This window comes from Marinobacter sp. C2H3 (assembly GCF_037080155.1).
Taxonomy (GTDB): domain Bacteria; phylum Pseudomonadota; class Gammaproteobacteria; order Pseudomonadales; family Oleiphilaceae; genus Marinobacter.
Map to the genome: position 1 here is coordinate 511,704 of NZ_JBBBNZ010000003.1, position 26,091 is coordinate 537,794.

Annotated in this window: 24 protein-coding genes and 1 tRNA gene; 8 read left to right on the forward strand and 17 right to left on the reverse strand. The window is 64.1% G+C overall.

Annotated elements, in window-relative coordinates; all coding sequences use genetic code 11:
* Positions 1-15: 15 nt before the first annotated feature.
* From V3388_RS11705 to V3388_RS11725, 5 genes are all read right to left on the reverse strand, one after another.
* Entirely contained in the window at positions 16-690 is a 675-nt protein-coding gene (locus V3388_RS11705) for an FAD-binding oxidoreductase (protein ID WP_336367734.1), read from the reverse strand.
* 276 nt (positions 691-966) lie between these two features.
* Entirely contained in the window at positions 967-1,161 is a 195-nt protein-coding gene (locus V3388_RS11710) for a hypothetical protein (RefSeq protein WP_336367735.1), read from the reverse strand.
* 13 nt (positions 1,162-1,174) lie between these two features.
* Positions 1,175-2,389, reverse strand: coding sequence for a YeeE/YedE family protein (locus V3388_RS11715; RefSeq protein WP_336367736.1), 1,215 nt, complete (start codon positions 2,387-2,389; stop codon positions 1,175-1,177).
* A gap of 10 nt (positions 2,390-2,399) precedes the next feature.
* Positions 2,400-3,359, reverse strand: a complete 960-nt coding sequence (locus V3388_RS11720; protein WP_336367737.1) for a sulfurtransferase — start codon at positions 3,357-3,359, stop codon at positions 2,400-2,402.
* Positions 3,360-3,467: 108 nt separating this feature from the next.
* Entirely contained in the window at positions 3,468-4,022 is a 555-nt protein-coding gene (locus tag V3388_RS11725) for a carboxymuconolactone decarboxylase family protein (protein ID WP_336367738.1), read from the reverse strand.
* Positions 4,023-4,131: 109 nt separating this feature from the next.
* Here V3388_RS11725 and V3388_RS11730 point away from each other — a divergent pair, with 109 nt between their 5' ends.
* Positions 4,132-4,746, forward strand: coding sequence for a TetR/AcrR family transcriptional regulator (locus V3388_RS11730; protein ID WP_336367739.1), 615 nt, complete (start codon positions 4,132-4,134; stop codon positions 4,744-4,746).
* Positions 4,747-4,861: 115 nt separating this feature from the next.
* On the opposite strand, the gene V3388_RS11735 is transcribed toward V3388_RS11730, so the two are convergent.
* From V3388_RS11735 to V3388_RS11755, 5 genes are read right to left on the reverse strand one after another with little or no spacing between them, the layout of a single operon-like run.
* A complete protein-coding gene (locus tag V3388_RS11735; RefSeq protein ID WP_336367740.1) occupies positions 4,862-5,098 on the reverse strand; it encodes a formate dehydrogenase subunit delta in 237 nt (78 codons plus the stop codon).
* Positions 5,095-5,964: a formate dehydrogenase accessory sulfurtransferase FdhD gene (gene fdhD / locus V3388_RS11740; protein ID WP_336367741.1), complete on the reverse strand. Its 870-nt coding sequence runs from the start codon at positions 5,962-5,964 to the stop codon at positions 5,095-5,097. Before fdhD ends, V3388_RS11735 begins: the two co-directional genes overlap by 4 nt.
* Positions 5,945-8,836: a formate dehydrogenase subunit alpha gene (fdhF, locus tag V3388_RS11745; RefSeq protein WP_336367742.1), complete on the reverse strand. Its 2,892-nt coding sequence runs from the start codon at positions 8,834-8,836 to the stop codon at positions 5,945-5,947. The genes fdhD and fdhF overlap by 20 nt, the downstream gene beginning before the upstream one ends.
* A 22-nt stretch (positions 8,837-8,858) precedes the next feature.
* Entirely contained in the window at positions 8,859-10,397 is a 1,539-nt protein-coding gene (locus tag V3388_RS11750; protein WP_336367743.1) for a formate dehydrogenase beta subunit, read from the reverse strand.
* Between the two features lie 15 nt (positions 10,398-10,412).
* Positions 10,413-10,943 carry a formate dehydrogenase subunit gamma gene (locus V3388_RS11755; protein ID WP_336367744.1) on the reverse strand — a complete coding sequence of 177 codons (531 nt, stop codon included), beginning with the start codon at positions 10,941-10,943 and terminating at the stop codon, positions 10,413-10,415.
* Between the two features lie 88 nt (positions 10,944-11,031).
* Between V3388_RS11755 and V3388_RS11760 the strand changes: the two genes are divergently transcribed.
* A complete protein-coding gene (locus tag V3388_RS11760; protein ID WP_336367745.1) occupies positions 11,032-12,108 on the forward strand; it encodes a substrate-binding domain-containing protein in 1,077 nt (358 codons plus the stop codon).
* A gap of 8 nt (positions 12,109-12,116) precedes the next feature.
* On the opposite strand, the gene V3388_RS11765 is transcribed toward V3388_RS11760, so the two are convergent.
* On the reverse strand, positions 12,117-13,775 hold the full coding sequence (locus V3388_RS11765) for an OFA family MFS transporter (RefSeq protein ID WP_336367746.1): 1,659 nt from the start codon (positions 13,773-13,775) through the stop codon (positions 12,117-12,119).
* 323 nt (positions 13,776-14,098) lie between these two features.
* Positions 14,099-14,722 carry a YbhB/YbcL family Raf kinase inhibitor-like protein gene (locus tag V3388_RS11770; protein ID WP_336367747.1) on the reverse strand — a complete coding sequence of 208 codons (624 nt, stop codon included), beginning with the start codon at positions 14,720-14,722 and terminating at the stop codon, positions 14,099-14,101.
* 197 nt (positions 14,723-14,919) lie between these two features.
* Here V3388_RS11770 and V3388_RS11775 point away from each other — a divergent pair, with 197 nt between their 5' ends.
* Positions 14,920-16,230 carry an NAD(P)/FAD-dependent oxidoreductase gene (locus V3388_RS11775; RefSeq protein WP_336367748.1) on the forward strand — a complete coding sequence of 437 codons (1,311 nt, stop codon included), beginning with the start codon at positions 14,920-14,922 and terminating at the stop codon, positions 16,228-16,230.
* A gap of 23 nt (positions 16,231-16,253) precedes the next feature.
* On the opposite strand, the gene V3388_RS11780 is transcribed toward V3388_RS11775, so the two are convergent.
* Positions 16,254-16,327 (reverse strand) — tRNA-Gly (locus V3388_RS11780).
* 67 nt (positions 16,328-16,394) lie between these two features.
* Between V3388_RS11780 and V3388_RS11785 the strand changes: the two genes are divergently transcribed.
* From V3388_RS11785 to V3388_RS11795, 3 genes are all read left to right on the forward strand, one after another.
* Complete coding sequence (locus tag V3388_RS11785) at positions 16,395-18,119, forward strand: potassium/proton antiporter (RefSeq protein WP_336367749.1); 1,725 nt, start codon at positions 16,395-16,397, stop codon at positions 18,117-18,119.
* 119 nt (positions 18,120-18,238) lie between these two features.
* Positions 18,239-18,799: a L,D-transpeptidase family protein gene (locus tag V3388_RS11790; protein WP_336367750.1), complete on the forward strand. Its 561-nt coding sequence runs from the start codon at positions 18,239-18,241 to the stop codon at positions 18,797-18,799.
* A 197-nt stretch (positions 18,800-18,996) separates the two neighbouring features.
* Positions 18,997-19,278 carry an Lpp/OprI family alanine-zipper lipoprotein gene (locus V3388_RS11795; protein WP_336367751.1) on the forward strand — a complete coding sequence of 94 codons (282 nt, stop codon included), beginning with the start codon at positions 18,997-18,999 and terminating at the stop codon, positions 19,276-19,278.
* Positions 19,279-19,361: 83 nt separating this feature from the next.
* Here V3388_RS11795 and V3388_RS11800 read toward each other — a convergent pair whose 3' ends face one another.
* The 4 genes from V3388_RS11800 to V3388_RS11815 all read right to left on the reverse strand — a co-directional run bounded on the left by V3388_RS11800 (position 19,362) and on the right by V3388_RS11815 (position 23,155).
* Positions 19,362-20,456: a L,D-transpeptidase family protein gene (locus V3388_RS11800; protein ID WP_336367752.1), complete on the reverse strand. Its 1,095-nt coding sequence runs from the start codon at positions 20,454-20,456 to the stop codon at positions 19,362-19,364.
* A gap of 61 nt (positions 20,457-20,517) precedes the next feature.
* Positions 20,518-21,087: a TMEM165/GDT1 family protein gene (locus V3388_RS11805; RefSeq protein ID WP_336367753.1), complete on the reverse strand. Its 570-nt coding sequence runs from the start codon at positions 21,085-21,087 to the stop codon at positions 20,518-20,520.
* 233 nt (positions 21,088-21,320) lie between these two features.
* Complete coding sequence (locus V3388_RS11810; RefSeq protein ID WP_336367754.1) at positions 21,321-21,746, reverse strand: MarR family transcriptional regulator; 426 nt, start codon at positions 21,744-21,746, stop codon at positions 21,321-21,323.
* Between the two features lie 125 nt (positions 21,747-21,871).
* Positions 21,872-23,155, reverse strand: a complete 1,284-nt coding sequence (locus V3388_RS11815; protein WP_336367755.1) for an MFS transporter — start codon at positions 23,153-23,155, stop codon at positions 21,872-21,874.
* Positions 23,156-23,426: 271 nt separating this feature from the next.
* Between V3388_RS11815 and V3388_RS11820 the strand changes: the two genes are divergently transcribed.
* Both V3388_RS11820 and V3388_RS11825 read left to right on the forward strand, forming a co-directional pair.
* Positions 23,427-24,329 carry a helix-turn-helix transcriptional regulator gene (locus tag V3388_RS11820; protein WP_336367756.1) on the forward strand — a complete coding sequence of 301 codons (903 nt, stop codon included), beginning with the start codon at positions 23,427-23,429 and terminating at the stop codon, positions 24,327-24,329.
* Complete coding sequence (locus V3388_RS11825; protein WP_336367757.1) at positions 24,326-26,080, forward strand: ExeM/NucH family extracellular endonuclease; 1,755 nt, start codon at positions 24,326-24,328, stop codon at positions 26,078-26,080. The genes V3388_RS11820 and V3388_RS11825 overlap by 4 nt, the downstream gene beginning before the upstream one ends.
* Positions 26,081-26,091 lie beyond the last annotated feature (11 nt).

A 26,091-nucleotide genomic window follows, 5' to 3' on the forward strand; every position in this document is an offset into this window, starting at 1 on the left:
TAACTGGTCCGCTGATTACTTCTCGAAAATCAGGGCGTCAGGTTTCGCCCCCAACTCCTCCAATGCGGCCATGATCGCCTTGTTGAACGGATCGGGACCGCAGACATAGAACGCCTGGTCGAAATCTCGGATGTGGGACTTCAGAAACGCCTTGTCGATCACGCCGTCCAAGAAGGTCGCATCATCCGATGGGTTTTCCTCGGTGATGACGCCGACAAACCGGTCGCCCAGAAGCGCCTTGAATTCTTCCTTCAGGATGACGTCCCGCTCGGTCTTGTTAGAAAAGATCAGGCGGTTTTGGCCGATCTCGCCCTTGCGGTGCAGGTCCCGGAGAATCGCAATAAACGGCGTCACGCCGGCACCGCCGGCGAGAAAGGTGCCCTCGCCCTTGTAGGCGATGGTGCCCCAGGGGTCGCCGATGATCAGGCGGTCGCCCTTGCTCAGCCGCCCGATTTGCTCGGTCACGCCCTCGTGGTCCGGGTAGATTTTGATCACGAACTCCAGGTAGGGGTCGGTGTCGAGGGAAGTGAACGTGAAGGGCCGCCCCTCGTCCCGCCAGCCGTCTCGATCGATGGCCACCTCGGTGGCCTGGCCGGGGACAAACGTGTACCCCTCCGGTTTTTCCAGCCGAATCTGCCGGACGTCGTGGGTGACTTCCCGGATGTCCTGAATTCTCAGCGTGTAGCTCATGACTCACCTCATGGTTGGTGTTTCAGAGTGATTCCAGCGCGTGGCGGACAACGTACCCGTCGGTCCGGCCCGCGCTGCTTCCCCACAGCCGATGGGTTCAGGCGCTGTGGTTTGTCCGCTTCCACGTTCAGGTGTTCAGTACCAGTATTCTGTACGACCGTTTTCGATTTCAAGATCGCCTAAAAAAATGGGCGGAGATCAACTCCGCCCAAAGGGTTTAGTGCTCATGTGGCGGCGCCGGGCGTGACGCTATCGGCACCGCCGTGTCTGGCAGGATCATTTGCGGGTGGACGGACAGGGCGCACCGCAGGGGGCGCAGGCCGTGTCGTCCCGTTGCATCAGGGCAGTGTCCACGTTGCCGTGCCCGCTGTTGAACGCGAAGGTCGGGCTCTGGATATGATCGGCAAGGATCAGTACCAGGATGACCGCCAGGATCGCGACGATTTTCGCTCGGCTGTAAGCGCGTGCCATGGTCGCATCCTCCTCAGTTGGGCAGCCGGAAGACCGGCCGCAGGCGGATGCCGATCAGCGAACCGACGAAGGCACAGGCGAACCAGACCCAGGCGTGCAGGCTGGCGGACGCGATGCCGGAAAACAGCGCGCCAATGTTGCAGCCAAAGCCCAGCCGGGCGCCATAGCCCAGCAGCAGCCCACCGATCACCGCCGCCAGGAACTGACGGCCCTCGGGCCGGTTCTGGCTCGCCGCGTTGAACCGGTTCGCCAGGCCGGCGGCCAGCATCGCGCCCAGCAGCAGGCCAAAGTTCATCACCGACGGAATGTTGGTGAGCACCGAATCCCGCAGCGCGGTGGCCGGGTAATCCCAGGTCCAGAATTCGAACTGCCCCATGTTCACGCCAATGGCTTCAAGGGCCTTGGCACCCCAGACGTTAAAGGCAAACGTGATGCTCCAGGGCGCGCCGCCGATGGCCAGGGTCAGGGCGTTGCCCACCGCCAGAATCAGGATCGCCCAGGTGAACGGCCAGCGGCCGCTGAGCAGCGTACGCAGCACGCCGTGTTCCTGGGGCTTCCAGAGCAGCTCGCCCCGCTCCACATTGCCGTGAGCCCGGCGCTCAATGCGGTTGACCCACCAGGCCAGCAGGCCCAGGCCGACGAACTGCAGGATCAGAGCACCGGGCACGCCGAAGGTGGCCACCAGGGGCACCGGATCAAATCCCGGCTGGTCCAGCCACCAGGGCAGGTGAATGGAGCCCAGCACCGTGCCCACAATGAAAAACAGCAGCGTGACCACCATGCGGATGTTGCCGGCGCCCACGGTAAACAGGGTGCCGGAGCCACAGCCACCGCCCAGTTGCATGCCGATTCCAAAGATGAACGAGCCCACCACCAGGGACGTGCCCACCGGCGCTATCGCGCCCACCATACCAGGCTGGCCGCTGTTGAGCAGAGGCACCATGATCAGCGAACTCAGGCCAAACAACAGGAGCTGGGCCCGGAAGCCGGCACCGCGCTTGTGCACCACCAGGTTGCGCCAGCCGGCGGTAAAGCCAAAGGCGCCGTGGTAGAGGGCAATCCCCAGCAGGGCACCCACAGCAAACAGCGCCAGCAGGAAGGGCGCCGTTTCCAGCCAGATGAGGCCGCCGAGCAGCACAAAGCCGATCAGCGCGGCGCCAACAATAAAACGGTCAGTCTGCCAGCCGGGGCTGTCGAGCCCCGGCTGTGCGGTTGCGGTCTGGTTCATGTAGCGCGGCTCAGTTGAAGAAATCCAGCAGCTTGCTCAGGCCACGCTTGGCCACCTGGATCGGGCGGCTGCTGTCCTGGGACCACTCGGCCATGGAGCCGTCGTACAGGGCCACCTCCTTGAAGCCGGCCAGCTGGCTCAGCACGAACCAGTCGGTGGCGGCCCAATGGCCGGTGTTGCAGAAGGCAATCGTACGCTCATCCGCATTCAGCTCGGCGGTGTTGACCTTGCTCGCGATGCTCTCCTTGTTCAGGTAGAACACCTGGTTCTGCTCGCCAATGAACGACTGGTGCGGCAGGTTCAGGGCGCCGGGAATGGTGCCGGGGGCCTTGGCCGCCGGGGATTTCTGCTCGCCCCGGAAGTATTCGGCCGGGCGGGCATCCACCAGCTGTGCCTGGGTGTCCCGGGCGGCCTGCACTTCCTTCAAAGAGGCGATCAGGTCCTCCTGCAGTTCACCCTTGAACTGGGCCACCGGACGGGCCGCGCCCTCGCCGGATTCCACGTCAAACCCGGCGGCTTTCCAGCCGGCGTAGCCGCCGTTGAGCACCGTCACCGGCTGATGCCCCAGAACCTTGAAGGTCCAGAACACCCGGGCAGCACTGCCGAAATCGGTCGGGCCGGTGCCCGCCGGCACCACCACCACGGTGTCATCGTTGCTGATCCCGAGGCTGCCGATCAGGCGCTCGAGGGAACGCACCGGGGGCAGCAGGCCAGCAACGCCGTCGCGGGTTTCCCGCCAGCCATCGTCGTTGTAGTTGCTGTACACCGCGCCGGGAATGTGGCCTTCCTGAAAGCGGCTGCGGTCGCCGCCGTTGTCAATCCCTGACCGGACATCCAGTACCACCAGGTTCTCGTCACCCAGATGCGCCTTGAGCCATTGCGCGTCCACCAGGGGCGGAACAGCGGCGTCGGCGCCGTAGGCAAACACAGTCGTGAAACAAAGAGCCACCAAAACTGCGAATCGTTTCATTGCTCTACCTCCGTCAGGCAGAAATTCTTGAGCGATCATTATAAATTCCATTACAGTTATGTACGGGTGGCCCCCTATTCTTTTTTGCGCTAAATAAATTGCCGGGAATTAGCGCGTCTTTTCCCAGGCGAATTTTTGGAACGGCTCGTCTACCGGGGTCTCGGCGATGTGATTGATGTAGTTGCTCATCACTTTCTGGGACAGCACCATGATGACTTCCAGCACCTGACGTTTGTCGAAACCGGCGTCGAAGAAGGCGGTCAGCTCTTCTTCACTGACGTTCCCACGCTTGTGCATTACCGCCAGGGTGAAGGTCCGCAGCGCTTCGAGCCGCTCATTTGGCAGCGCCGTCTCGTTGCGCAGGGCGTCGATGATGTCATCAGAGACCTTCATCATTTTGGCGATGCCGGTGTGGGCGGGTACGCAGTAGTGGCAGGCATTCTCAACGTTGATGGTCTGCCAAACGACGGTCTTTTCGTCATTGTCGAAACTGCTTTCAAGCACCAGTTTGTGGAGTGTCTGGTACGCCTGCAAAACCTGAGGAGACTCTGCCATCACGCGATGCAGCCCGGGCACCATACCCATCGCCTTTTCGGACTGCTCCATCAGCGGGACGGAATCTCCAGGCGCACTGTCTTTATCGTGCAGTGTAAACGTCGTCATAGTATTCTCCTTGTACAATTTTTGAGTGTTCGCTCAAAACACTATCTGTTTTTGAGCGAACACTCAAGATATAGTTGAGCGGTTGTTCAATACTCAGTGAGACATCCGAATGGCAAGGCAACCCAGCTATGATCGCGACCTGGCGCTGGACCAAGCGGTAGAACTGTTCTGGGAGAAGGGATATCACGCCAGTTCACTGAAGCAGATCGAGCAGGCACTGGATATGCGTCCGGGCAGCATTTATGCCAGCTTTGGCAGCAAGGACGGCTTGTTTTCCGAGGCGCTGGCGCGGTATGCCGGCCATGGCGCCAAGGCGCTGGCCGAACATATGGCGTCATACACGTCGGTCATTGACGGTCTGAAGGGGTACCTGCGTGACATCGCCCGGGATTGCTCGGACGAAAGCAGACGCCCGTCGAAAGCGTGTCTGATTGTGAAAACCCTGCTAGAGTCAAGCCGCACTCATCCGGTCATGTCCCAGCAGGCAAACGCGTTTCTTGCGGATATCGAAGAAGGGTTGAAGCGTTGGCTGGAGCGCGCCCGGGATCAGGGCGAACTGGACGCGTCGGTGGATTGTCGCCGGCTGGCACGGTTCATTCAGGGCCAGATCATGGCCCTGCGTATTATGGCGGAGCGCCCGCTACCGCCGGACGCCCTGACGGCGCTGGGCGAGGACATGGCAGCCACACTCGATCCCTTCCTCGCCTCGCCGCGCCCGCTCTGAAAACGTTTCAGACCATGTCGCTAAAGGGTCGGTGACGCCAGGCTGGAGAATAAGACGCCAAGAAAGGGCCCGGGCGGCGACTCGCTTCCGCCCGGGCCAACGGAGGAAACACTCGTCAGGCCGCGTCGGCGGGCCGCTCCAGGCGCGCCACGGCGGCCCGGGACATCTCGTTCAGCTCGCTGCCGTCCTGCTGGGCGTAGTCGATGATCATCTGCTTCATGCTGCGTGCCCAGAATTTCTGCAGGTGCGTGGCCACGGCCTCAGCGGCGGCTTCCGGGCTGTCGTGGTAGCGGTTGTTGTCGCTGATCTGGTTGACCATTTTGATCAGGTGGTGCAGTTGGTCGTTGCTCACGTCAGAGCCTCCTCGGAGTCGTCGGGGCCAGTCTGCCCCTCGGTATAACGTACGTGCCGGCCGGGCCGGCCAAAGCCAATCAGCGCCAGGCCAGCCTGCTCGGCCTCCCGGATCGCCAGCGCCGTCGGTGCCGATACCGCCACCAGGCAGCGGATGCCGGCCCGGGCGCTTTTCTGAACCATTTCATAGCTGGCCCGGCTGGACACCAGGGCAAAGCCGTTGTCGAACGCGGATGGGCCCTCGGCACTCAGGGCACCAATGAGCTTGTCCAGGGCGTTGTGGCGGCCCACGTCTTCCCGCACCGCCAGCACCTCGCCCTCCAGGCTGCACCAGGCCGCGCCGTGGGTCGCGCCGGTTTGCTGCTGCAGCGGCTGGCGCTCCCGAAGGCCGGCCAGGGCCCGCTGGACGGCGTTGTCGTCCGGCAGCGATCCGGAGGTGACCCGGGGCAGCGGCCGGATGGCAAACGCCAGGGATTCGGTGCCGCACAGGCCACAACCGGTGCGGCCGGTGAGGTTCCGCCGGTGTTCCCGCAGGGCGGCGAAGCGGGCGCCGTCGATGTGCATGTCCACCTCAATGCCGTCCGCTTCCGGCCGGACTTCCAGGCTGAACAGCTCGTCCGGGCGCTCCAGGATGCCTTCCGTCAGGCTGAACCCGAGGGCGAAATCCGCCAGGTCCGCCGGCGAGGTCATCATCACCGCATGGGACACGCCGTTGTACACCAGCGCCACCGGCACCTCTTCGGCCACCGCGTCCTCGCCGCCCACTCGCACGCCGCCTTCCCATACGGAGACGGCGACGGTGCGAGTGACGGGGGGCCGGTCGTCGGCCGACCCGTCGTTCAGCGGATTACTTGAGGGCTGCGACATCCGCATCCTCGGTCGCCGGCTCCAGCAATTCATGCTGCTGTTTGTCGAAGCGCTCGAAGTGCTGCTGCCATTCGGACGGCTGGCTCACTTTTTCCACCTGCACCGCGGTCACCTTGTACTCGGGGCAGTTGGTGGCCCAGTCCGAGGCGTCCGTGGTGATCACGTTGGCGCCGCTGCCCGGATGGTGGAAGGTGGTGTAGACCACCCCCGGCAGCATCCGGTCGCTCACCCTCGCCCGCAGTACGGTGCGGCCCACGCGGCTGGAAATGCCCAGCCAGTCGTTGTCGCGGATGCCCCGCAGCTCGGCGTCGCTCGGATGGATCTCGAGCACGTCTTCCTCGTGCCAGCGGCTGTTTTCCGTCCGCCGGGTCTGGGCCCCCACGTTGTACTGGGACAGGATCCGGCCGGTGGTCAGCAGCAGCGGGAATTTGCGGTTGGTACGCTCCTCGGAGGGCATGTACTCGGTGACCGCAAACTTGCCCTTGCCGATGGGGAAGTCCAGCACGTGCATGGTCGGGGTGCCGTCCGGGTGCTCCTCGTTGCACGGCCACTGGATACTGCCCAGCTTCTCCAGTTTCTCGTAAGTGACACCGGTGAAGGTCGGGGTCAGACGCGCAATCTCGTCCATGATTTCGGACGGGTGGTTGTAGTGCATTGGGTAACCCAACGCGTTGGACAGCGCCATGGTCACTTCCCAGTCTTCCATGCCGGCCACCGGGGCCATCACCTTGCGCACCCGGTTGATCCGGCGCTCGGCGTTGGTGAAGGTGCCGTTCTTTTCCAGGAAGGTGGAGCCGGGCAGCAGCACGTGGGCGTACTTGGCGGTCTCGTTCAGGAAAATGTCCTGCACGATCAGGCAGTCCAGGGCCGACAGGGCGGCTTCCACGTGCTGGGTGTTGGGATCGGACTGGACGATGTCCTCGCCCTGCACGTACAGCGCCTTGAAGGTGCCGGCGATGGCGGCGTCGAACATGTTCGGGATACGCAGGCCCGGCTCATTGTCGATGGCCACGCCCCAGACGGCCTCGAAGTTCGCCCGTACGGCGGCATCGGACACGTGCTGGTAACCCGGCAGTTCGTGAGGGAACGAGCCCATGTCGCAGGAACCCTGCACGTTGTTCTGGCCCCGCAGCGGGTTCACGCCCACGCCTTCGCGGCCCAGGTTGCCGGTGGCCATGGCCAGGTTGGCAATGCCCTGCACCATGGTGGAACCCTGGCTGTGCTCGGTCACGCCCAGGCCGTAGTAGATGGCGCCGTTGCCGGCCTCGGCGTAGATCCGGGCAGCCTGGCGCACCAGCTCGGCGGACACGCCGGTGACCGCTTCCATGGCCTCCGGGGAGTTGCGCTCTTCCATGATGAACGAGCGCCAGGCCTCGTACTGCTTCGGCTCGCAGCGGCCGGCAATAAAGTCCTTGTCCTCCAGTCCTTCGGTGACCACCACGTGGGCGATGGCGTTGACCATGGCCACGTTGGTGCCGGGCCGCAGGGGCAGGTGGATGGCGTCCTTCAGGTGCGGCGTCTTGAGCAGGTCAATGCGGCGCGGGTCGATGACCACCAGCTTGGCGCCCTGGCGCAGGCGGCGGCGCATCTGGGAGCCAAACACGGGGTGGGCGTCGGTGGGGTTGGCGCCGATCACCACGATGGTGTCCGCCTTCATCACCGAATCAAACGTCTGGGTACCGGCGGACTCGCCGATGGTGGTCTTCAGGCCAAACCCGGTGGGGGAATGGCAGACCCGGGCGCAGGTGTCGGTGTTGTTGTTGCCGAACGCGGCCCGCACCAGCTTCTGCACCAGGTAGGTTTCCTCGTTGGTGCAGCGGGAGGAGGTGATGCCACCGATGCTCTCCCGGCCGTATTTGGCCTGGGTATCTTTCAGGCGCTTGGCGGCAAAGCCAATGGCCTCATCCCAGGACACGGTGCGCCAGGGCTGGTCGATGGATTCGCGGATCATCGGTTCCTTGATGCGGTCCTTGTGGGTGGCGTAGCCGAAGGCAAACCGGCCTTTCACGCAGGAGTGACCGTGGTTGGCGTCGCCACCTTTGTACGGCACCATGCGCACCAGCTGGTCACCTTTCATCTCCGCCTTGAAGGAGCAGCCCACGCCGCAGTAAGCGCAGGTGGTGACCACGCTGTGCTCCGGCTGGCCGGCGTCGATCACGCTCTTTTCCATCAGGGTGGAGGTCGGGCAGGCCTGCACGCAGGCGCCACAGGAGACGCACTCGGAGTCCATGAACGGCTCGCTCTGGCCGGCGGACACCTTGGACTCGAAGCCCCGGCCTTCTATGGTCAGGGCGAAGGTGCCCTGCACCTCTTCACAGGCCCGGACGCAGCGGGAGCAGACAATGCACTTGCTCGGATCGAAGCTGAAATACGGGTTGGAATCGTCGGTCTCGGCGTCCAGGTGATTCTCGCCGTCAAAGCCGTAACGCACTTCCCGCAGGCCCACGGCGCCGGCCATGTCCTGCAGCTCGCAGTTGCCGTTGGCCGGGCAGGTCAGGCAGTCCAGCGGGTGGTCGGAGATGTACAGCTCCATCACGTTGCGGCGCAGCTTGGCCAGCTTGGTGTTCTGGGTGACCACCGCCATACCCTCGGCCACCGGCGTGGTGCAGGAGGCGGGGTAGCCACGGCGGCCTTCAATCTGCACCGAACACAGGCGGCAGGAGCCAAAAGCTTCGAGGTTGTCCGAGGCGCACAGCTTCGGAATCTGGATGCCGGCCAGGGTGGCGGCGCGCAGCACCGATGTGCCCTCGGGGACCGTCACGTCGATGCCGTCGATGGTCAGGCTGACCTGGGTTTCCGACGTGCTCGGTGGGGTCCCGTAATCGATGTTCGGGTTGTACTCGTGCTGGGTCGGATCAAAAAATTGCAACATGTCGTGCCTCCACTCGAGTCGGTCAGGCCGTCAGATCTTCAGGGAAGTGTTTCATCACGCTCTGCACGGGGAACGGCGTCATGCCGCCCATGGCGCAGAGGGAGCCGTCCACCATGGTTTCGCACAGGTCTTCCAGTAGGGCCAGGTTGGCCTCCGGATTCTCGCCGGCGCGGATGCGGTCGATCACCTCGACGCCGCGCACCGAGCCAATCCGGCAGGGGGTGCACTTGCCGCAGGATTCCACCGTGCAGAACTCCATGGCGAAGCGGGCCTGAGCGCCCATGTCCACGGTGTTGTCGAACGCCACCACGCCGCCGTGGCCGATGCCCGCGCCCAGCTTGGCGAAGGCTTCATAATCCATGGGCGTGTCCCACTGGCTTTGTGGCAGGTAGGCCATCAGCGGGCCGCCCACCTGAACCGCTTTCATCGGGCGACCGGTCAGGGTGCCGCCGCCGAAGTCTTCCAGGATTTCCCGCAGGGTGACACCGAAGGCCAGTTCGATCAGGCCGCCGCGGCGAATGTTGCCGGCCAACTGGATCGGCAGGGTGCCCCGGGATTTGCCCATGCCGTAATCGGCGTAGGCCTGGCCGCCCTTGGCCAGGATGAACGGCACCGCCGCGAACGACAGCACGTTGTTGACCACGGTAGGCTGGCCAAACAGGCCTTTAATGGCCGGCAGGGGCGGCTTCGCCCGGACCAGGCCACGCTTGCCTTCCAGGCTTTCCAGAAGGGAGGTTTCCTCGCCGCAGATGTAGGCGCCGGCCGCCAGACGCACTTCCAGATGGAACGCCCGGCCGCTGCCGCGCACGTCGTTGCCCAGGTAGCCCGCCGCTTCGGCCCGGCGAATCGCTTCGTCCAGGATGCGGTGGGCCACCGGGTACTCGGAGCGCAGGTAGATGAAGCCCCGGGTGGCGCCCACGGCGAGACCGGCGATGGTCATGCCTTCGATCAGCATGTACGGGTCGCATTCCATCACCAGGCGGTCGGCGAAGGTGCCGGAGTCGCCCTCGTCAGCGTTGCAGACCACATACTTCTGCTGCTGCCAGGGTTCGTCGTGCACAGTTTGCCACTTGATGCCGGTGGGGAAGGCTGCGCCACCCCGGCCCCGCAGGCCGGAGGTCTTCACCTCGTCAACAATCGCCTGGGATTCCAGGGCGATGGCCTTGTCCAGGCCCTCATAGCCACCGTGGGCCCGGTAGTCGTCCAGGGACAGCGGGTCGGTGATGCCGATGCGGGCAAAGGTCAACCGCTGCTGGCGCTTGAGGTAGTCGTGGGACTCGATGTTGCCCAGGCAACGCTCATGGCCGCTGGCGCCTTCGAGCAGGCCGGCGGCAATCAGCTCGTCCACGTCGTCCGGCTCCACCGGGCCATAGGCCACGCGGCCGGCGCCGGCGTCCACTTCCACCAGGGGCTCCAGCCAGAACAGGCCCCGGGAGCCGTTGCGGATCAGTTCAATGGCCACGCCCTTCTCGGCGGCGCTGCGCTGGATGGCTTCGGCCACCTCGTCGGCGCCCAGGGACAGGGCGGTGGTGTCGCAGGGTACGTAAATCTTGGTCGTCATGGTGGGCTCCCCGCGTTATTTGAGTTCGAGTGTCGAGGTGGTCAGCTTGTCCGCCAGGCGGTCAAACTTCTCCGGGGACATGCGCCCGTGGATGCGATCGCCAACCCGGATGGACGGCGCGCAGGCGCAGTTGCCCAGGCAGTACACCGGCTCCAGGGTGAACTCCCGGTCGGCGCTGGTCTGGTGGTAATCCACCCCAAGGCGGTCTTTGATGTGGGCTTCCAGCGCTCGGCTGCCCATGGACTGGCAGGCCTCGGCGCGACACACCTGGACCACGTGGCTGCCCACCGGGTGGGTGCGGAAATGGTGGTAAAAGCTGATCACGCCGTGCACTTCGGCTCGGGTCTGGCGCAGGCCGTCGGCAATGATGGCCACCGCGCCCTCGGGCACGTAGCCCACGCGATTCTGGACGGCGTGGAGAATGGGCAAGAGGGCACCGGGCATGTGCTTGAGGTCATCCACGACCTCCCGGATCATGTCAGGGGTCCATTCCTCGGAGCCGGGCAGCATTCCCTGCCCCGACGGTGGGTTACTCTGCTCTGACATATGCATCGCTATTCCTACCTATTGTTATTCTGATACAGTTCTACGGCTAACGTAGCACCCCATCAACGCACACGGAATATGAATCCGAATGCATAAGAAAAAGCTCACGGTGACCCCCGCCTGGGTGTTCCAGACGGACCAGGGCGACTGGTTCGAACCGGTGCTGTTCCGGCTGCTGGAGAGCCTGCGGGACAGCGGCAAACTCACCGAGGCCGCCCGTGCCGCCAGTATTTCCTACCGGCACGCCTGGAACCTGCTGAACCGGGCCGCCGACCTGTTCGGCCTGCCCCTGGTGGCCATGCAGAAAGGCCACGGCACCAAACTCACCCCCCTGGGGGAAAAACTGCTGTGGGCGGAACAGCGGGTTCGCGCCCGGCTCGGCCCGCAAATCGACAGCATGGCCTCCGAATTCAACGACCAGATCCAACAGATCCTGGCCGGTGCGCACCGGGTGCTGCGCATGCACGCCAGCCACGGTTACGCGGTGTCCCTGCTGCCGGAGTTCTCCGATTCGGTGGAAATCAACCTGCAGTATCGGAACCCCGAAGAAGCCCTGTCGGCCCTGAACCGGGGCGACTGCGACGTATCGAGCTTCCACTTCCCCAACGAACCCGCCCTCGCCGAGCAGGTTCTCAAGCACTATCAGCCCCATCTGCGCCGGAATGAGTTCCGGCTGATCCGCTTTGTCACCCGGCGGGAGGGGCTGATGATGCGCAGCGACCTGATGCCCCGGGTGGAAAGCTTCAAGGACCTGGTGGACACCCAGGCCCGCTACATCGGCCGGGACCGTCAATCCGGCACCCGGCTCCTGTCGAATCTGTTGTTGGCCCAGGCCGGCTACTCGGAGAAATCCATCAACCGGATGCCTCAGCAGGAGCTGACCCATACCGCCGTGGCCGCGTTCGTGGCCGCCGGCATGGCGGACGTCGGGTTTGGTGTGGAAGCCGCCGCCCGTCAGTTCAATCTGGAATTCATTCACATGGTCTCGGAGCACTATCTGCTGCTGTGCCGCAAAGACCGGCTTCAGGACCCGAACCTGCAGCACCTGATCCGCCTGATGCGGTCAGAGCCGTTTATTGAACGGCTCCACCAGGTGCCCGGTTATGCCCCTGACCGCCCCGGCGACGTGATCACGTTTGACCAGCTGATCGCCGAGGACGGCTAGGGAAGACCTCAGAACAGCGCCGTCGCCTTGGCGATGGCGATGTACAGGCCAATCAGGAACGGAATACCCACGGCCAGCCAGCAGGCGACACCGAGGGGACCGAACTTGCCACGGGCGGCGTTCTCGGCGTTGCCGGCAACGCTGTCGTCGTGCTGCAGGGCACGCTCCCGGGCCAGCTCGTCCTCGCTCATGTGCTTGGACTTGTCCACCGGCTTGATCAGGCTGTTGCAGATGAAGCCCAACAGCAGCAGACCCGCCATGATGTACAGGGTGCGGTCGTACACCAGCGCACGCTCGACACCCGCCTTCAGCTGGGCCTCACGCAACAGCGCAATCAGCACCGGCCCCACCAGACCAGCCGCGGACCAGGCGGTCAGCAGACGGCCGTGGATCGCGCCCACCATCTGAGTACCGAAGATGTCCGCCAGGTACGCCGGCACGGTCGCAAAGCCACCGCCGTACATACTCAGGATGATGCAGATGGAGATGACGAACATGCCCGGCATGCCCAGGTGGCCCCAGGTCGGCAACAGGCAGTAGGTGATGATGCCCAGCACAAAGAAGGTGTAGTAGGTGTTCTTGCGGCCGATCTTGTCGGACGCCGACGCCCACAGGAAACGGCCCAGGCTGTTGAACAGACTGATCAGACCCACCAGGCCCGCAGCGGCGGCCGCAACGGCAGCTTTCTGGGCAGTGGTCAGGGTCGCTGCGGTGTCTTCAAGGCCAAGCAGCGCGCCGCCAAACACGTCCTGCAGCATCGGGCTCGCCATGGAAATCACCGCGATACCCGCGGTCACGTTCAGGAACAGCACGCTCCAGATCAGCCAGAATTGCTTGGTCTTCCACGCCACGTTCAGATGCACGTGACCGTGAGTGATCATGCCGTCGCTGCTGGCCTTCTTGCTCGGGGTCCAGCCCAGGGGTTTCCAGCCATTGGGCGGAACGCGGAAGCCGAAAGCGCCGGCGCTCATGACCAGGAAGTAGATAAAGCCCATGGTGATCATGGTGCTGGCCACGCCCGTACCGCCGCTCTGGGAGTACACGCCCATCAGCCACACCGCCAGCGGCGCACCGACCATGGCTCCACCGCCGTAACCCATGATGGCAAAACCGGTGGCCATGCCCCGACGATCCGGGAACCACTTGATCAGCGTTGATACCGGGGTGATGTAACCGAGGCCCTGGCCGATACCGCCCAGCACGCCACAGCCCAGGTACAGCAGCCACAGCTGGTGGGTCATCACGCCCAGGCCGCCAACAGCCATACCGCCGCCCCAGCAGATCGCCGCGAAGAAACCGGCCTTGCGGGGGCCAGCGTGCTCGAGCCAGGCGCCCCAGAGTGCGGCGGCAATACCCAGCACCGCAATGAAGATCCCGAAGGTGTAAGCCACATGGCTCACCGCCCAGTTACAGGTGGTGGTGGTGAGCGCCTGCATCAGGCTCAGGTCCGGACAGGCAGCCGCCGTGCCCGCAGGAATGGTGTTGGCCATGGGAATCCAGAACACGGAGAACCCGTACGCCATACCAATACAGAGGTGAATTGCCAGCGCTGCGGTGGGAACCAGCCAGCGATTGAAGTTGGGACCCGCGATGGTGTTCTCGCGGTCAAGCAGACCCGGCTTGCGCCCGGCGCCGTCGTACGCGCGCTCTCCCGTCACTCCATCCATAACCGTACCTCGTTTGTTGTTTTGTCTGTTGTCGTTGTGAATGGATGCCGCTTAATATGCACGCTAGAGCATATTTGATCTGAGTCAAAAGCGGCATCAAACACCTGCTGATTTCAGTGAAGCCGCGCCGTTACGGCAACTAGCGGAAAGTCTTATGAACCATAATGCTTATTTATGGATTCATAAGCCAACCAGCCAATCACTCGCACAAAACCGAGCCGTATCAACGGCATGGCGCACTTTACGACAGGTTTTACGGCCACCGGCAGGCGAAATGCCCGCCGGTGAAGCAGAAAGATATACGGGAAAGGCAGGATCTGCGATCAGCGCAGATCCGGATTCAGGGTGTAGGTGCCGGTCACCCGGGCACTGGCGAGGACGTGGCCAGCCATGGCGTCGCGCACGGCGGCACCGTCGAACTCGCCGGTCAGGCCAAGGGATTCCACATCCAGGGCGTGCACTTCATAGTGGTAGTGGTGCAGCAGCTCATCGTTCCAGGGCGGGCAGGGGCCGTCGTAACCGGCGTACGTACCGGCCATGTCAGGATTGCCGGCCAGGAACTGGGTGTAATTGTTGATGCCCCGCACGCCCAGCCGGGTCGGCCCGCCGGACTTGCCCTTGGGCGTCACGCCGTCGCTGTCTGCGCCTTCGGGAATGCGGTGCACGCTGGCGGGAATGTCCACCAGCAACCAGTGGAAAAAGTCCACCCGGGGCAGGCTCTTCGAGACCACCTTGCCTTCCTGGTTGACGTCATCCGCCACGCTGGGCACGTCCGGATCGAACATCATCACCACAAAGCTTCGGGTCCCTTCGGGCGCGTCGTCCCAGACCAGTTCCGGGTTGCGGTTCGGGCCGAACGCCATATGGTCGTCGGCGCTGGGCACGCCAAAGGCGAACACTTCAGGCACGGGCTGGCCATCGGTCAGGCCGTTGACGGTCAGTTTCACGATTCACCTCCTGTCGGATTGGTTGTTCTAACACCATACGCAACTTCCGTCGGATTGTACTCCCCCGGACCTGCGCGCTAGACTTCGACCATTGCAATAGCTCCCTATCCTTCGCCTTGCCAGTAACGACAGCCAAGCGCTTTTGCCCCCGAGGCGCTGAGAGTGTTTGGCTCTCTTTACTCAAAGGTGCATCACCCATGGAAAAGCTTCACCACATCGTTGTGGTCGGCGGCGGCGCCGGCGGATTGGAACTGGTCACCAGCCTCGGCAACCGGCTGGGACGCAAGGGCAAGGCCCGCGTGACCCTGGTCGATGCCAGCCTCACCCACGTCTGGAAACCGCTGCTGCACGAAGTCGCCTCCGGGTCCCTGGACGCCAGCGCCAACGAGATCAACTACCGGGCCCACGCCCGCAAGCACCACTACGAGTTCCAGCTTGGCCGCATGGGCGGGCTTGACCGGGAATCCCGGGAGATCCTGGTCGAGCCGTTCTACGACAACGACGGCGAAGAAGTCGTGCCCATGCGCCGCATCGGCTACGACACCCTGGTGATCGCCGTGGGCAGCACCGCCAACGATTTCGGCACCCCGGGCGCGAAAGACCACTGCCTGTTCCTGGACAGCCTCGGCCAGGCCCGGCGCTTCCATAATCTGATGCTGAACGCGTTCCTGCGCAAGAACCACGAGGCCATGCAGGGCCAGCCGCACCAGCTCAACATCAGCATTGTCGGCGCCGGCGCCACCGGCGTGGAACTGGCCGCCGAGCTGCGCATGGCGTCCCGGGAGCTGCCGGTGTACGGCATGAACCACCTGAAAGCCTCGGACGTCTCGATCTCCGTGATCGAGGCGGCGGACCGGATCCTGCCGGCCCTGCCCGGCCGTCTGTCGGCGGCCGCCACCCGGGAGCTCGAGCGGGAGAACGTGAAGGTGCTGACTGGCCAACCGGTCAGCGAAGTGCGCGAGAACAGCCTGGTGATGAAAGACGGCACGGAGTTGCCCTCGGAAATGACCATCTGGGCCGCCGGCATCAAGGCGCCGGCGTTCCTGGCCGAGCTGGACGGCCTGGATGTGAACCGGGGCAACCAGCTGGTGGTGGATCAGACCTTGAGCACCCCAAAAGACCCCAACATCTTCGCCTTCGGCGACTGCGCCGCCTGCCCACAGCCGGACTCGGACCGCCCGGTGCCGCCCCGGGCCCAGGCCGCCCACCAGCAGGCCGACGCCCTGTTCAAGACCCTCTGCAACCGCCTCGAAGGCAAGGACGCGGTGCCCTTCGTCTACAACGACCACGGCTCGCTGATCAACTTCAGCCGATACACCACGGTCGGCAACCTCATGGGCAACCTCTCTGGCCGCAGCATGTATATTGAAGGCAAGGTGGCCAGGCTGTTCTACGTGTCCCTGTACCGGATGCACCAGGTCGCCCTGCACGGGCTGCTCAGAACCGGTATTATCTGGCTCATGGACAAGATCAGCCGGGCCATGCAGCCGCGCCTGAAGCTTCATTAACAGAAAGGAAGGGCGGCCCGGATTGGAGCGGGTGAAGGGAATCGAACCCTCGTCGTAGGCTTGGGAAGCCTCTGCTCTACCATTGAGCTACACCCGCGTCTGTCGACCGCGTGTGAATCATAAGCGGTCCCCGCCCGCCTACGCAAGCACCGTACGGAGAACCCATGGACCCCATTCTGACCCTGGTTGGCGCGATGATGCTGGTGATCAGCATCGTGCTCAGCCCGCTGTCGAGCCGGGTCGGAATGCCGGTGCTGCTGATCTTCTTGGTGGTCGGCATGATCATGGGGGAGGACGGCCCCGGGGGCATCCGTTTCGACAACTTCGAACTGGCGTTCGTGATCGCCAACCTGTCCCTGGGGGTCATCCTGCTGGACGGCGGTATGCGCACCCGGGCCGAAACCTTCCGGGTGGGCCTGCGGCCGGCCCTGATGCTGGCGACCCTGGGCGTGTTCCTGACCGCCGGCGGTGCGGCGATTGTCGCCCACTGGGCGTTTGATCTGGACTGGCTGACTGCCCTGCTGATCGGCGCCATCATCTCCTCCACCGATGCGGCCGCCGTTTTCTCGCTGCTCCAGGGCCGGGGCCTGCACCTGAACGAGCGGGTCAGCGCGACGCTGGAAATCGAGTCCGGCAGCAACGACCCCATGGCGATCTTCCTCACCCTGATGCTGGTGACGCTGATCGGCGACCACGGCCAGGGCGCCACCTGGTCGGCGCTGTTGATGCTTGTGGAACAGTTCGGTATCGGCGGTATTGCGGGTATTGCCGGCGGCCACGCGGTGGTCTGGCTGGCCAACCGGATGCGCCTGACACCGGCGCTCTACCCGCTGCTGGTGGCGGCCGCCGGCATTGCGGTTTTCGCTGGCACCAACGCCCTGGGCGGCAGCGGCTTCCTCGCCATTTACCTGACCGGCGTCGTCATCGGCAACCGCCCGGTGCGCATGATGCCCATGATCCTGCAGGTGCACGACGGCCTGTCCTGGCTGGCGCAGCTGTGCCTGTTCCTGATGCTGGGGCTGCTGGTGACCCCCTCGGAGCTGTTGCCCCTGGCCGGCGGCGGCCTGATCCTGGCCCTGGCCATGATCTTCGTGATCCGCCCGCTGACCATCTTCGCCACCCTCTGGCCTTTCGGCTTCAAACGCCGGGAACTGGGCTTTATCAGCTGGGTCGGCCTGCGGGGCGCCGTGCCGATTGTGCTCGCCCTGTTTCCGATCATCGCAAACCTGCCTAACGCCCAGCTGGTGTTCCACGCCGCCTTTTTCATCGTGCTGGTCTCACTGCTGGTGCAGGGCACGACCATGGCACCCCTGGCCCGCAAGCTGCGCCTGGAGGTCCCCGCCGGCGAGGATCCGTTCCGGCGGCTGCCCCTGGACGCCCCGGCGGCGGGGGACCATGAGCTGATGTTGTTTCCCCTGCGGGGCAGCAACTGGGAAACCCCGCGGCGCCTGGGCCAGTTGCGGTTCCCCGACAACACCGCGGTGGCCGGCGTGTTCCGCGACCGGACCTGCCTGCAACCCAGCGCCGAACTCGAGGTGGTCAGCGGCGACATGCTGGCCATGTTCGCAACGCCCTCGGTGCTGCCGGAGCTCGGGCGCGCGCTGAGCGGGCGGCACGCGCCTGAGTATCTGGCGGAGCGGGCGTTCTTTGGCGACTTCGTGCTGAACGGAGACGCCCTGCTCGGGGACGTGGAGCAGTTCTACGGCATCGCCTTTGACGAGCTGCCGCCGGAGATGTCCCTGACCGACTGCTTCGCCCGGGAAACCCGGGGGCATCCGGTGGTCGGCGATACCGTCACCCTGGGCCCCGTGACCCTGGTGGCACGCGCGACCGACGCCGATCGGGTCACCAAGGTGGGCCTCAAAATGGACGGTTCGGCCCCAGCCTGATCGCCGAGACTGCGAACAACGCCAAAAAACGTAACAAAACCGGTACCCGGCGGCCCGGCCACCTGTGGTATAACGTCGCGAAACGTGAATTTTTGGTCATACTGGTTAACCGATAGCTCATGGCACAACGCATTTCCTACCTGCTGCTCGCCGGCCTGCTGGCCGCCGCCCATCCGGCGCTGGCCCAGAATTTGATGGCAAAAGCCGAAAGCCACATGCCGGCACCGCACGTTGTCAGCCCGGACGTCCAGTCGCTGACGGTTACACAGGTCCTGGTGCGCAAGTCCGAACGGCGGCTGTACCTGCTGGACCACGACGAGGTGGTTCGCCAGTACCCGATCTCCTTGGGCGACAACCCCAAAGGCCACAAACTGTATGAGGGCGATGAGCGGACGCCCGAAGGCGATTACGTGCTGGACTGGCGCAATCCGGGCAGCGACTTCCACCGCTCCATCCACATCTCCTACCCCAATGCCCGGGACAAGGAGCTGGCCAACGCCTGGGGCCTGGACCCGGGCGGGAGCATCATGATCCACGGCCTGCCCAACAACGCCGGCGACATGGCCTTTGCGTTCGCGGGGCTGGACTGGACCGACGGCTGCATTGCGGTCAACAACAAAGCAATTGATGAAATCTGGCAGTTGGTGCCCGATGGCACCCCCATCCGCATTCTTCCCTGAACGGCCCAATCTGACAGATCCATTAAGTTACTGTCACGGGAGCCAAAAAATTACCCGGGGCGAGTTAACATTTTCCGTGATTGTGATTTACACTGTTTTACGATTCGGTGGTCAAGCCACCGGAGCCGGTTTCATGGGGAGTGGTCTATACTGCTTCCGGAACTCAGGAAATAACTCGACCAATAAGGGGATTCACAATGCGTAAGCTTATGATCGCAGGGTTTGCACTGGCCACCGCTCTGACTGCAGGTTGTGCCACCACGGACCAGGGCGCCGTTGACGAAGCCAACGCCAACGCCATGTCTGCTGAGCAAACCGCTGATAACGCCATGAACACCGCAAACAGCGCTGCTGCCGCTGCCCGTTCTGCCCAGCAAACCGCTGAAGAAGCTCTGGCTGCGGCCAAAGCGGCTCAGATGGCTGCTGATCAGGCCAACGAGCGCGCCAAGCGCATGCTGCAGACCTCCAGCCAGAAGTAATGGCTCGGTTCTGACGCAGAAAAGGCCGGTTTTACCGGCCTTTTTTTATACCTGCCTGTCACTCGCCAGCCCGCCTGCGGCCCTCAGAAATACAGCCCGTTTTCCGGCTGATCCTGAGCGGATGCCGCCTTCGGTTTCCGTGAGTTGTCGTCCGACGCCATCTGCGTGACCCGCTCGCCAATCAGCGTTGGCAACCCATCACCCTGGTCAATCGCCAGTTCAATGGCGCGGCGTTTGAGCTGAACGTCCGGGTGCTTGGCCTGGAACGCCTCCAGCGCGTCGGTCGCCGCCTGCCAGAGCGCGTCCCGGTCCTCTTGCGTGTACTTCTCCCGGGGGCGATGGGCCTCCATCCAGACCTCCCCATTGGACAGTCCCAGCTTCACCGGCTGGCGAATGATCTGCACCGGCGTGCCTTTACTCACCTCATAGACGAACCGGGAAATGTCCTCGTTGTACATTCGGAAGCAGCCATGGCTGACCGGCAGGCCTACGCCGAACTTCTTATTGGTCCCGTGGATCAGGTAGCCGTCAGCGCTGAGCAGCAGGGCATGGGTGCCCAAGGGGTTGTCGGGACCGGGCGGCACCATGCGGGGCATGATGTTGCCCTTGGCCGCCGCCGCGGCCCGGATGCTCTCGGGCACATACCAGGCCGGCGATTCCAGCGGCATCACCACCTTGGCATCGGTCAGCGGCGAGGGGTTCTCATCGGTACCCACGCCGACCGGATAGACCTGCACGTGGTCCTCATCCGTGAAGTAGTACAGCCGGTATTCAGACAGGTTGATCACGATGCCGTTTCGCTTCACCTCCATGGGCATCACATACTGCCGTGGCAGGGTGATCACGGTGCCTTCCCCGGGCAGCCAGGGATCCACGCCGGGGTTGGCCTTGACCAGCTCCAGAAACCCCAGCGCTTCGCGGGTGCCGATGGCGGCGAAGGTGTCCTCGTAATGGGTGGTGTAGGTGTCCAGTTCGCCGGCCAGATCACCCTGGATCGCAAGGGTGTCCACCCGGGGGGTTCGGTCATCCGCCTCGGCCGCCCCATCACCGGCTGACTGAACCGCCGGCGCGGCGGCCGTGCCTTCCGCCTGGGCGGCCAGCGGGCTGACCAGAAAAACGCCGAACAGGGCGCTCAGGACACACCGGGCACGCAGGGCCCACAACTGTCGAAACGGCATGATCTAGGACTGTCCTCTCACTCAAAACCAGGAAACCCGTGAGGTCTGACCGGAAAAAACCTCAGGCGTTCATGACCGTGGTCCAGACGGTGATCACCGCCAGGATGGCAAACAGAACGCTCGCGCCGATGCGCGCGGTGGCCAGCGGCAACCGCTCCATCAGCCAGCTGCCGGCCATCACCACCGGTACGTTTGCCAGCAGCATGCCCACCGTGGTTCCCATGATAACCCAGAATGTGTCATCAAACTTCGCCGCCAGTACCACCGTGGCAATCTGGGTTTTATCGCCGATTTCCGCCAGGAAAAACAACACGAGCGTGGCCGCGAAGGCGCCCAGCCCCAGAAATTTGGAATCTTCGCTGTCGTCCTTGTCGGGAATCAGCAACCACAGTGCGATGGCCACGAAGCTGACCGCCAGAATCCAGGGTAGCCAGCCTTCCGGCAACCAGCGCGCCACAGACGCACCAATCCACGCAGACAGGCCGTGGTTAACCAGCGTCGAGAGAAAAATGCCGAGGATAATCGGCCAGCGGGCAGCGTAGCGGGCAACCAGAAAGAGGGACAGCAGTTGGGTCTTGTCACCGATCTCGGCAATGGCAACCGCCGCGGTCGATGTGAGGAAGGCATCCATCAGAACACTCCAGGGCGGATTCTATCGACATGAGACGAACCACCCTCCGCCCAACGGAAGTGGATCGCCTCAGGTCTTGCCAATCCTGCTGTGCAGGACACGACCGCCATGGAGATTGAGCCCCAAGTATGTTGACGGCCGTCCAGTCGCGGTACGCGACCCGGAGGCTACTCCCCTGAAGGAGGGTGAATCCTAGCCGATGCGCCGCACCCGCGCAACCGGTCAGGGCAAACTTAACGCTGCTTCTCGGCGTTCTCCATAATCCGGTGGAACACCTTGATGCAGCATTCGATCTCCCGGTCACTGATGCCGTCGAGCATCTCGTCCCGGAGTTTGGCGGCTCGCTCAGACAGGTCGTCCATGAACGAGCGACCGGCGTCGGTCAGGTGGAGGCGACGGGCCCGTCGGTCGTTGGGGCAGGGACGACGTTCGATAAGGCCCTGCTGCTCCAGGCTGTCCAGCAGCCGCACCAGGGTCGGGTTCTCAATCGCCATCAGGTTGGCCAGTTCCCGCTGGGTCAGGCCCTCACCGCCCTGCTGGAGGTACACCATGGTGCTCCAGCGCGCCTGGGTGACGCCCAGGTCCTTGAGCCGTTCGTCGAGCATTTTGCGCCAGCGCCGGGTCACTCGGGCAACCGCAAAGGGAAACTGTTCTCTCATGGCCACTGCTCCTTTCCGAGGCCCCTCACAGCCGGAGGCCTGCTATCAATACCAGAAAGTTACCAATAGTATGCTAACCATTGAGAAAAATACAGATGTGATTCGAAAACACACGTTACCGTGCGTTAACCCACCTGGCGGAGGTGTTCATCCTCTTCGGCCGCCGTTTCAGTAGCGTGGAATTCTTCGTTCCGGGGATCCAGTTCCGCCAGCACCGGAGACGCCTCCGGCATGGCCGGCACGTAATGCTCCTGATCAGCCACAGCGACGTCTTCGGTGTGGGTAATGCGGTAGCTGGTGATCAGCGCCAGCAGCACCAGGAAGCCGGCGTTACCCAGGAACAGCCCTCTGGGTCCGAGCAGGCCAATCAGCTCGGCCATCACTACGGGTCCAATCACGCTGCCCACGCCGTAACTGAGCAACAAGGTGGCACTGGCGGCAACGATGCGACTGCTTTCCATCCGGTCGTTGGTGATGGCCACGGCAATGGGATACACGGTGGCGGACAGGCCGGTGAACAACCCAACCAGAAGCGTCAGCAGCCACAGATCCATGGTGCCCAGCAGGCCAATGGCGCCGGACGCCGAGGCAGCCACCAGCGCCACCCAGAACATCACGCGCCGGCGGTCGTGGCGGTCACAGATCCGGCCCAGGGGCCAGGCCACCAGCATGGCGGCGATGATGGCGCTGGCCATGAAGGTGGAGGTCTTGGCCACGTCCAGGCCGGTCAGGGTGGCGTACACGGGCCCCAGCGCGTAGAAGCCGCCGATCAGCACGCCGCAGATCAGGGCGCCGGCCACGCCGGTGAAGGACTCCCGGGCCAGCGTAAAGAACGACAGCCGGTTGACCTGTTCGATCACCGGCGCCTCCATCCGGGTCAGCGACAGCGGGATCAGCGCCAGGGTAAGCAAAATGGCCGCCAGGGAAAACGGCAGGAAGTTGGCGGGATCACCCACATTCACGACCAGCTGGCCGCCCGCCGCGGAGAGATAGAACACGATCTGGTAAACGGCAAACAGGGCGCCCCGGTTGGCGTTGGTGGCCCGGCTGGAAAACCAGCTTTCAATTACCACCAGCACGCAGGCAATGCTGAACCCTGAAATCACCCGCAAGACGGCCCAGAACACCATCGAGATCGCCATGGGATACATCAGGGAGGTCACGGCTGCCAGCGCCGCGAACACCGCGAACGCGCGGATGTGGCCAACCCGTCCGATGACCCGGTGTACATAGAGGGTGCCCAGCACAAAGCCGATGGAGTAGCACACCAGTACCCAACCAATCACATCCGGCGGCACCTGCTCAAGACTCAGACGGATGCCCAGCAGGGTCATCAGAAAGGCATTGCCGCTAACCAGCAGGACAATGCTGAGAATCAGCGCGGACAAGGACGTGACCATGCGGGTCATGGGGTAACTCCGGGAACCGGCGGGACCGGGCGATGTGTTGGCGTTTGCCCACCAGCATAGCAGCGGACACCGGCACTCGCCGGACCCATCATTATTGCGATCCGCAATCGTGTCGCACACTAAGCATTTGCCGCGACAAAGGCCCGATCATCCTCGAAAAACCCCGTTGTTTTACATAATTTTACATTATTAATGGGCCGTAACAGACCGCCACGGCGGGAGCGGGTACCATGATTTCAGGCTTATCAACGACTCCGTGAGCACTTTGGACATGAAGAAAACGGACTGGCCCATTCGATGGGATCTGCTGCTTCGCTACCGACTGATTGAAATCATCGCCCTTTGGGAAGGGCGACTGACCACCAACCATATCTGCCATGGGTTTGGCATCGGCCGCCAGCAAGCGTCCAAGGACATCAACACCTACCTTCGGGAACTGGCGCCGGGCAACCTGCAGTATGACCGCCACATCAAGGGTTACGTGCCCGCCAACGGCTTTCGACCGGTGGTCACCCGGGGCACCGTGGACGAGTACCACGATCTGCTGGCCCGCCAGCAGACCCTGAGCCACACCATTGATACCCTGGACGTAGACGTTCCGGGAAGCCATGTGGTGGAGGTGCCCGGCCACGCGGTTCCGCCGGAGGTGATGCGGGCGGTGGTCACGGCCACCCGGGGCGGTCGTCGCCTGCGCATCGGTTACGCATCCCTGAGCCGGCCCGAGCCGGTGGACAGTGTGATTGAACCCCACACCCTGGTCTGCACCGGCCACCAGTGGCATCTACGGGCCTGGTGTGAAGCCAACCGGGAGTTCCGGGACTTCGCCCTGAGCCGGTTCCGCCAGACTCCGGAGGTTTTACGCCAACGGGCCCGGCATCGCCAGGAGCAGGACCAGGACTGGACCCGGGAAGTCACCCTCGCGGTGGTTCCGGATAGCCGGCTGACCCCGGCACAGCAGGACATCATTGCCCGGGACTACGGCATGAAAAAAGGCCAGCTGACCCTGCGCACCCGCGCAGCCCTGGCCCCGTACGTGCTTTCAAGGCTGGGCATCGCCTTTGACAACCGTCATCCGGACCCGCTGATCCAGCAGCTGGAGCTGGCCAATCCCGACGCGCTCGGCTTTGGCAGCCGCCGGGAGCTGGCCCTCAAGGCGGTGGCCGGCGTGCATTGACCCGGCCCGCCTGTGGCCGCCGGGCGGCCTGCACCGCCCTGGTGTTCGCCCTGCTGGCCCCTCTGTCTTCGCTCGCGGCGTGCGGCGGTCCGTCCCTGGCCATCGGTGCCGTTCAGGGTGACGGCGACCGTTCCCCCTATGTGGGCAAAACCGTCACCGTTGAAGGCCTGCTGACCCGCGACAGCCGCAGACCGGGCGGCTTTCGTGGCCTGTACCTGCAGGCCGCCGTTGGTGACGGCAACCCGGCCACCTCGGACGCCCTGTTCGTCTACACCCGACGATCCGCCGGTGAGCCCGGCCAGCGCCTGCGCGTGTCCGGTACCATCAAGGAATTCCACGGCCTGACCGAACTGGCCAGCGTCACCGCGCTGACGGTCTGTGGTGATCACCGCCTGCCACTGCCGGAACCGATCACCCTCAATCCGGAACACTGGCAGAGCGACGGTGCCGCCCACTCTCTGGAACGCCTTGAGAACATGCGGGTTCGGCTGCCGGCCGGACTGGTCATTACCGACACCCACAACCTGGCACGCTACGGCGAGCTTACCCTGGCGCCCCGGGACCCGATCACCCCCACCGAGTATCAGGCTCCGGTTCCGGGGCTGGCTGACGGTGGGGATTCCCCCTCAACGCCCCTGTTGCTGGACGACGGCCAGGCTGTTCGCTTCCCCTCGCCCATTCCCTGGCTGGCTGACCGCCGCCTCGGCCCGGACTCGGTCCGGGCCGGGGACACCCTGCCGGCGCTGACGGGCCTGCTGGATTTCCGTTTTGGCCACTGGCGGATACAACCGGATGGGACGCCCGAGCCCATCGCCACCAACGACCGGCCCTCGCCGCCGAAGCGCCCAAAAGACGCGACCGTCCGCGTTGTAGCCATGAACGTGGAGAACCTGTTTAACGGCGATGGCCGCGGCGGCGGCTTTCCAACGCCCCGAGGCGCGGACACGCAGCGCCGTTACCAGCGCCAGCAAGCCGCTCTGGTGGCGGCACTCACCGGACCGGACCCGGACATCCTGGCGTTGAGCGAGCTGGAGAACGACGGCTACGGCCCCGAAAGCGCCGTTGCCACGTTGGCGCAGGCGCTTGGACCAGACTGGCGGATGATAACCACCCCAGGCCAGGACGGCTCTGACGCCATCCGAACGGTGCTTCTGTACCGCGCCGACCGGGTTCAGCCAGACGGGTCGCCGCGCCGTCTGCGCGCGGGCGCCTTTGCCCACCGTGGCCGGCCACCCCTGGTCCAGGCGTTCCGGCCGATGAACGGCGGCCGGTCAGTCCAGGTGGTGGCGGTGCACTTCAAGTCCAAAGCGTGCGGTCACGCCCGCGGCGCCGACGCCGATCAGGGCGACGGCCAGGGTTGCTTCGCCCACACCCGGTCGGAGGAGGCCCGATCGGTCCTCAACGGCTTGGCGGCGCTGCCGCCGGCACCCCGGACCCTGGTCACCGGGGACTTCAACAGCTATACCCGGGAGACGCCCCTGTCTGTGTTTACCGAGGCCGGCTGGGGCAATCTGGTGGCCCGGCGCCATCCGTGCACGCCGGCAGACTGCCGCCAGTACAGCTACCGTTTCCGGGGCCACAAGGGCTCTCTGGACCACGCCCTGGCCAGCCCACAGCTTCAACCAGACGTGCGGGCAGCGAGCATCTGGACCATCAACGCCGACGAACCCGAGGGTCTACCCTCTGGCACCCCGCCCGGGCCCTGGCGATCCTCCGATCACAACCCCCTGATCATCGACCTGGCGCTCTGAGCCCGGGCTGG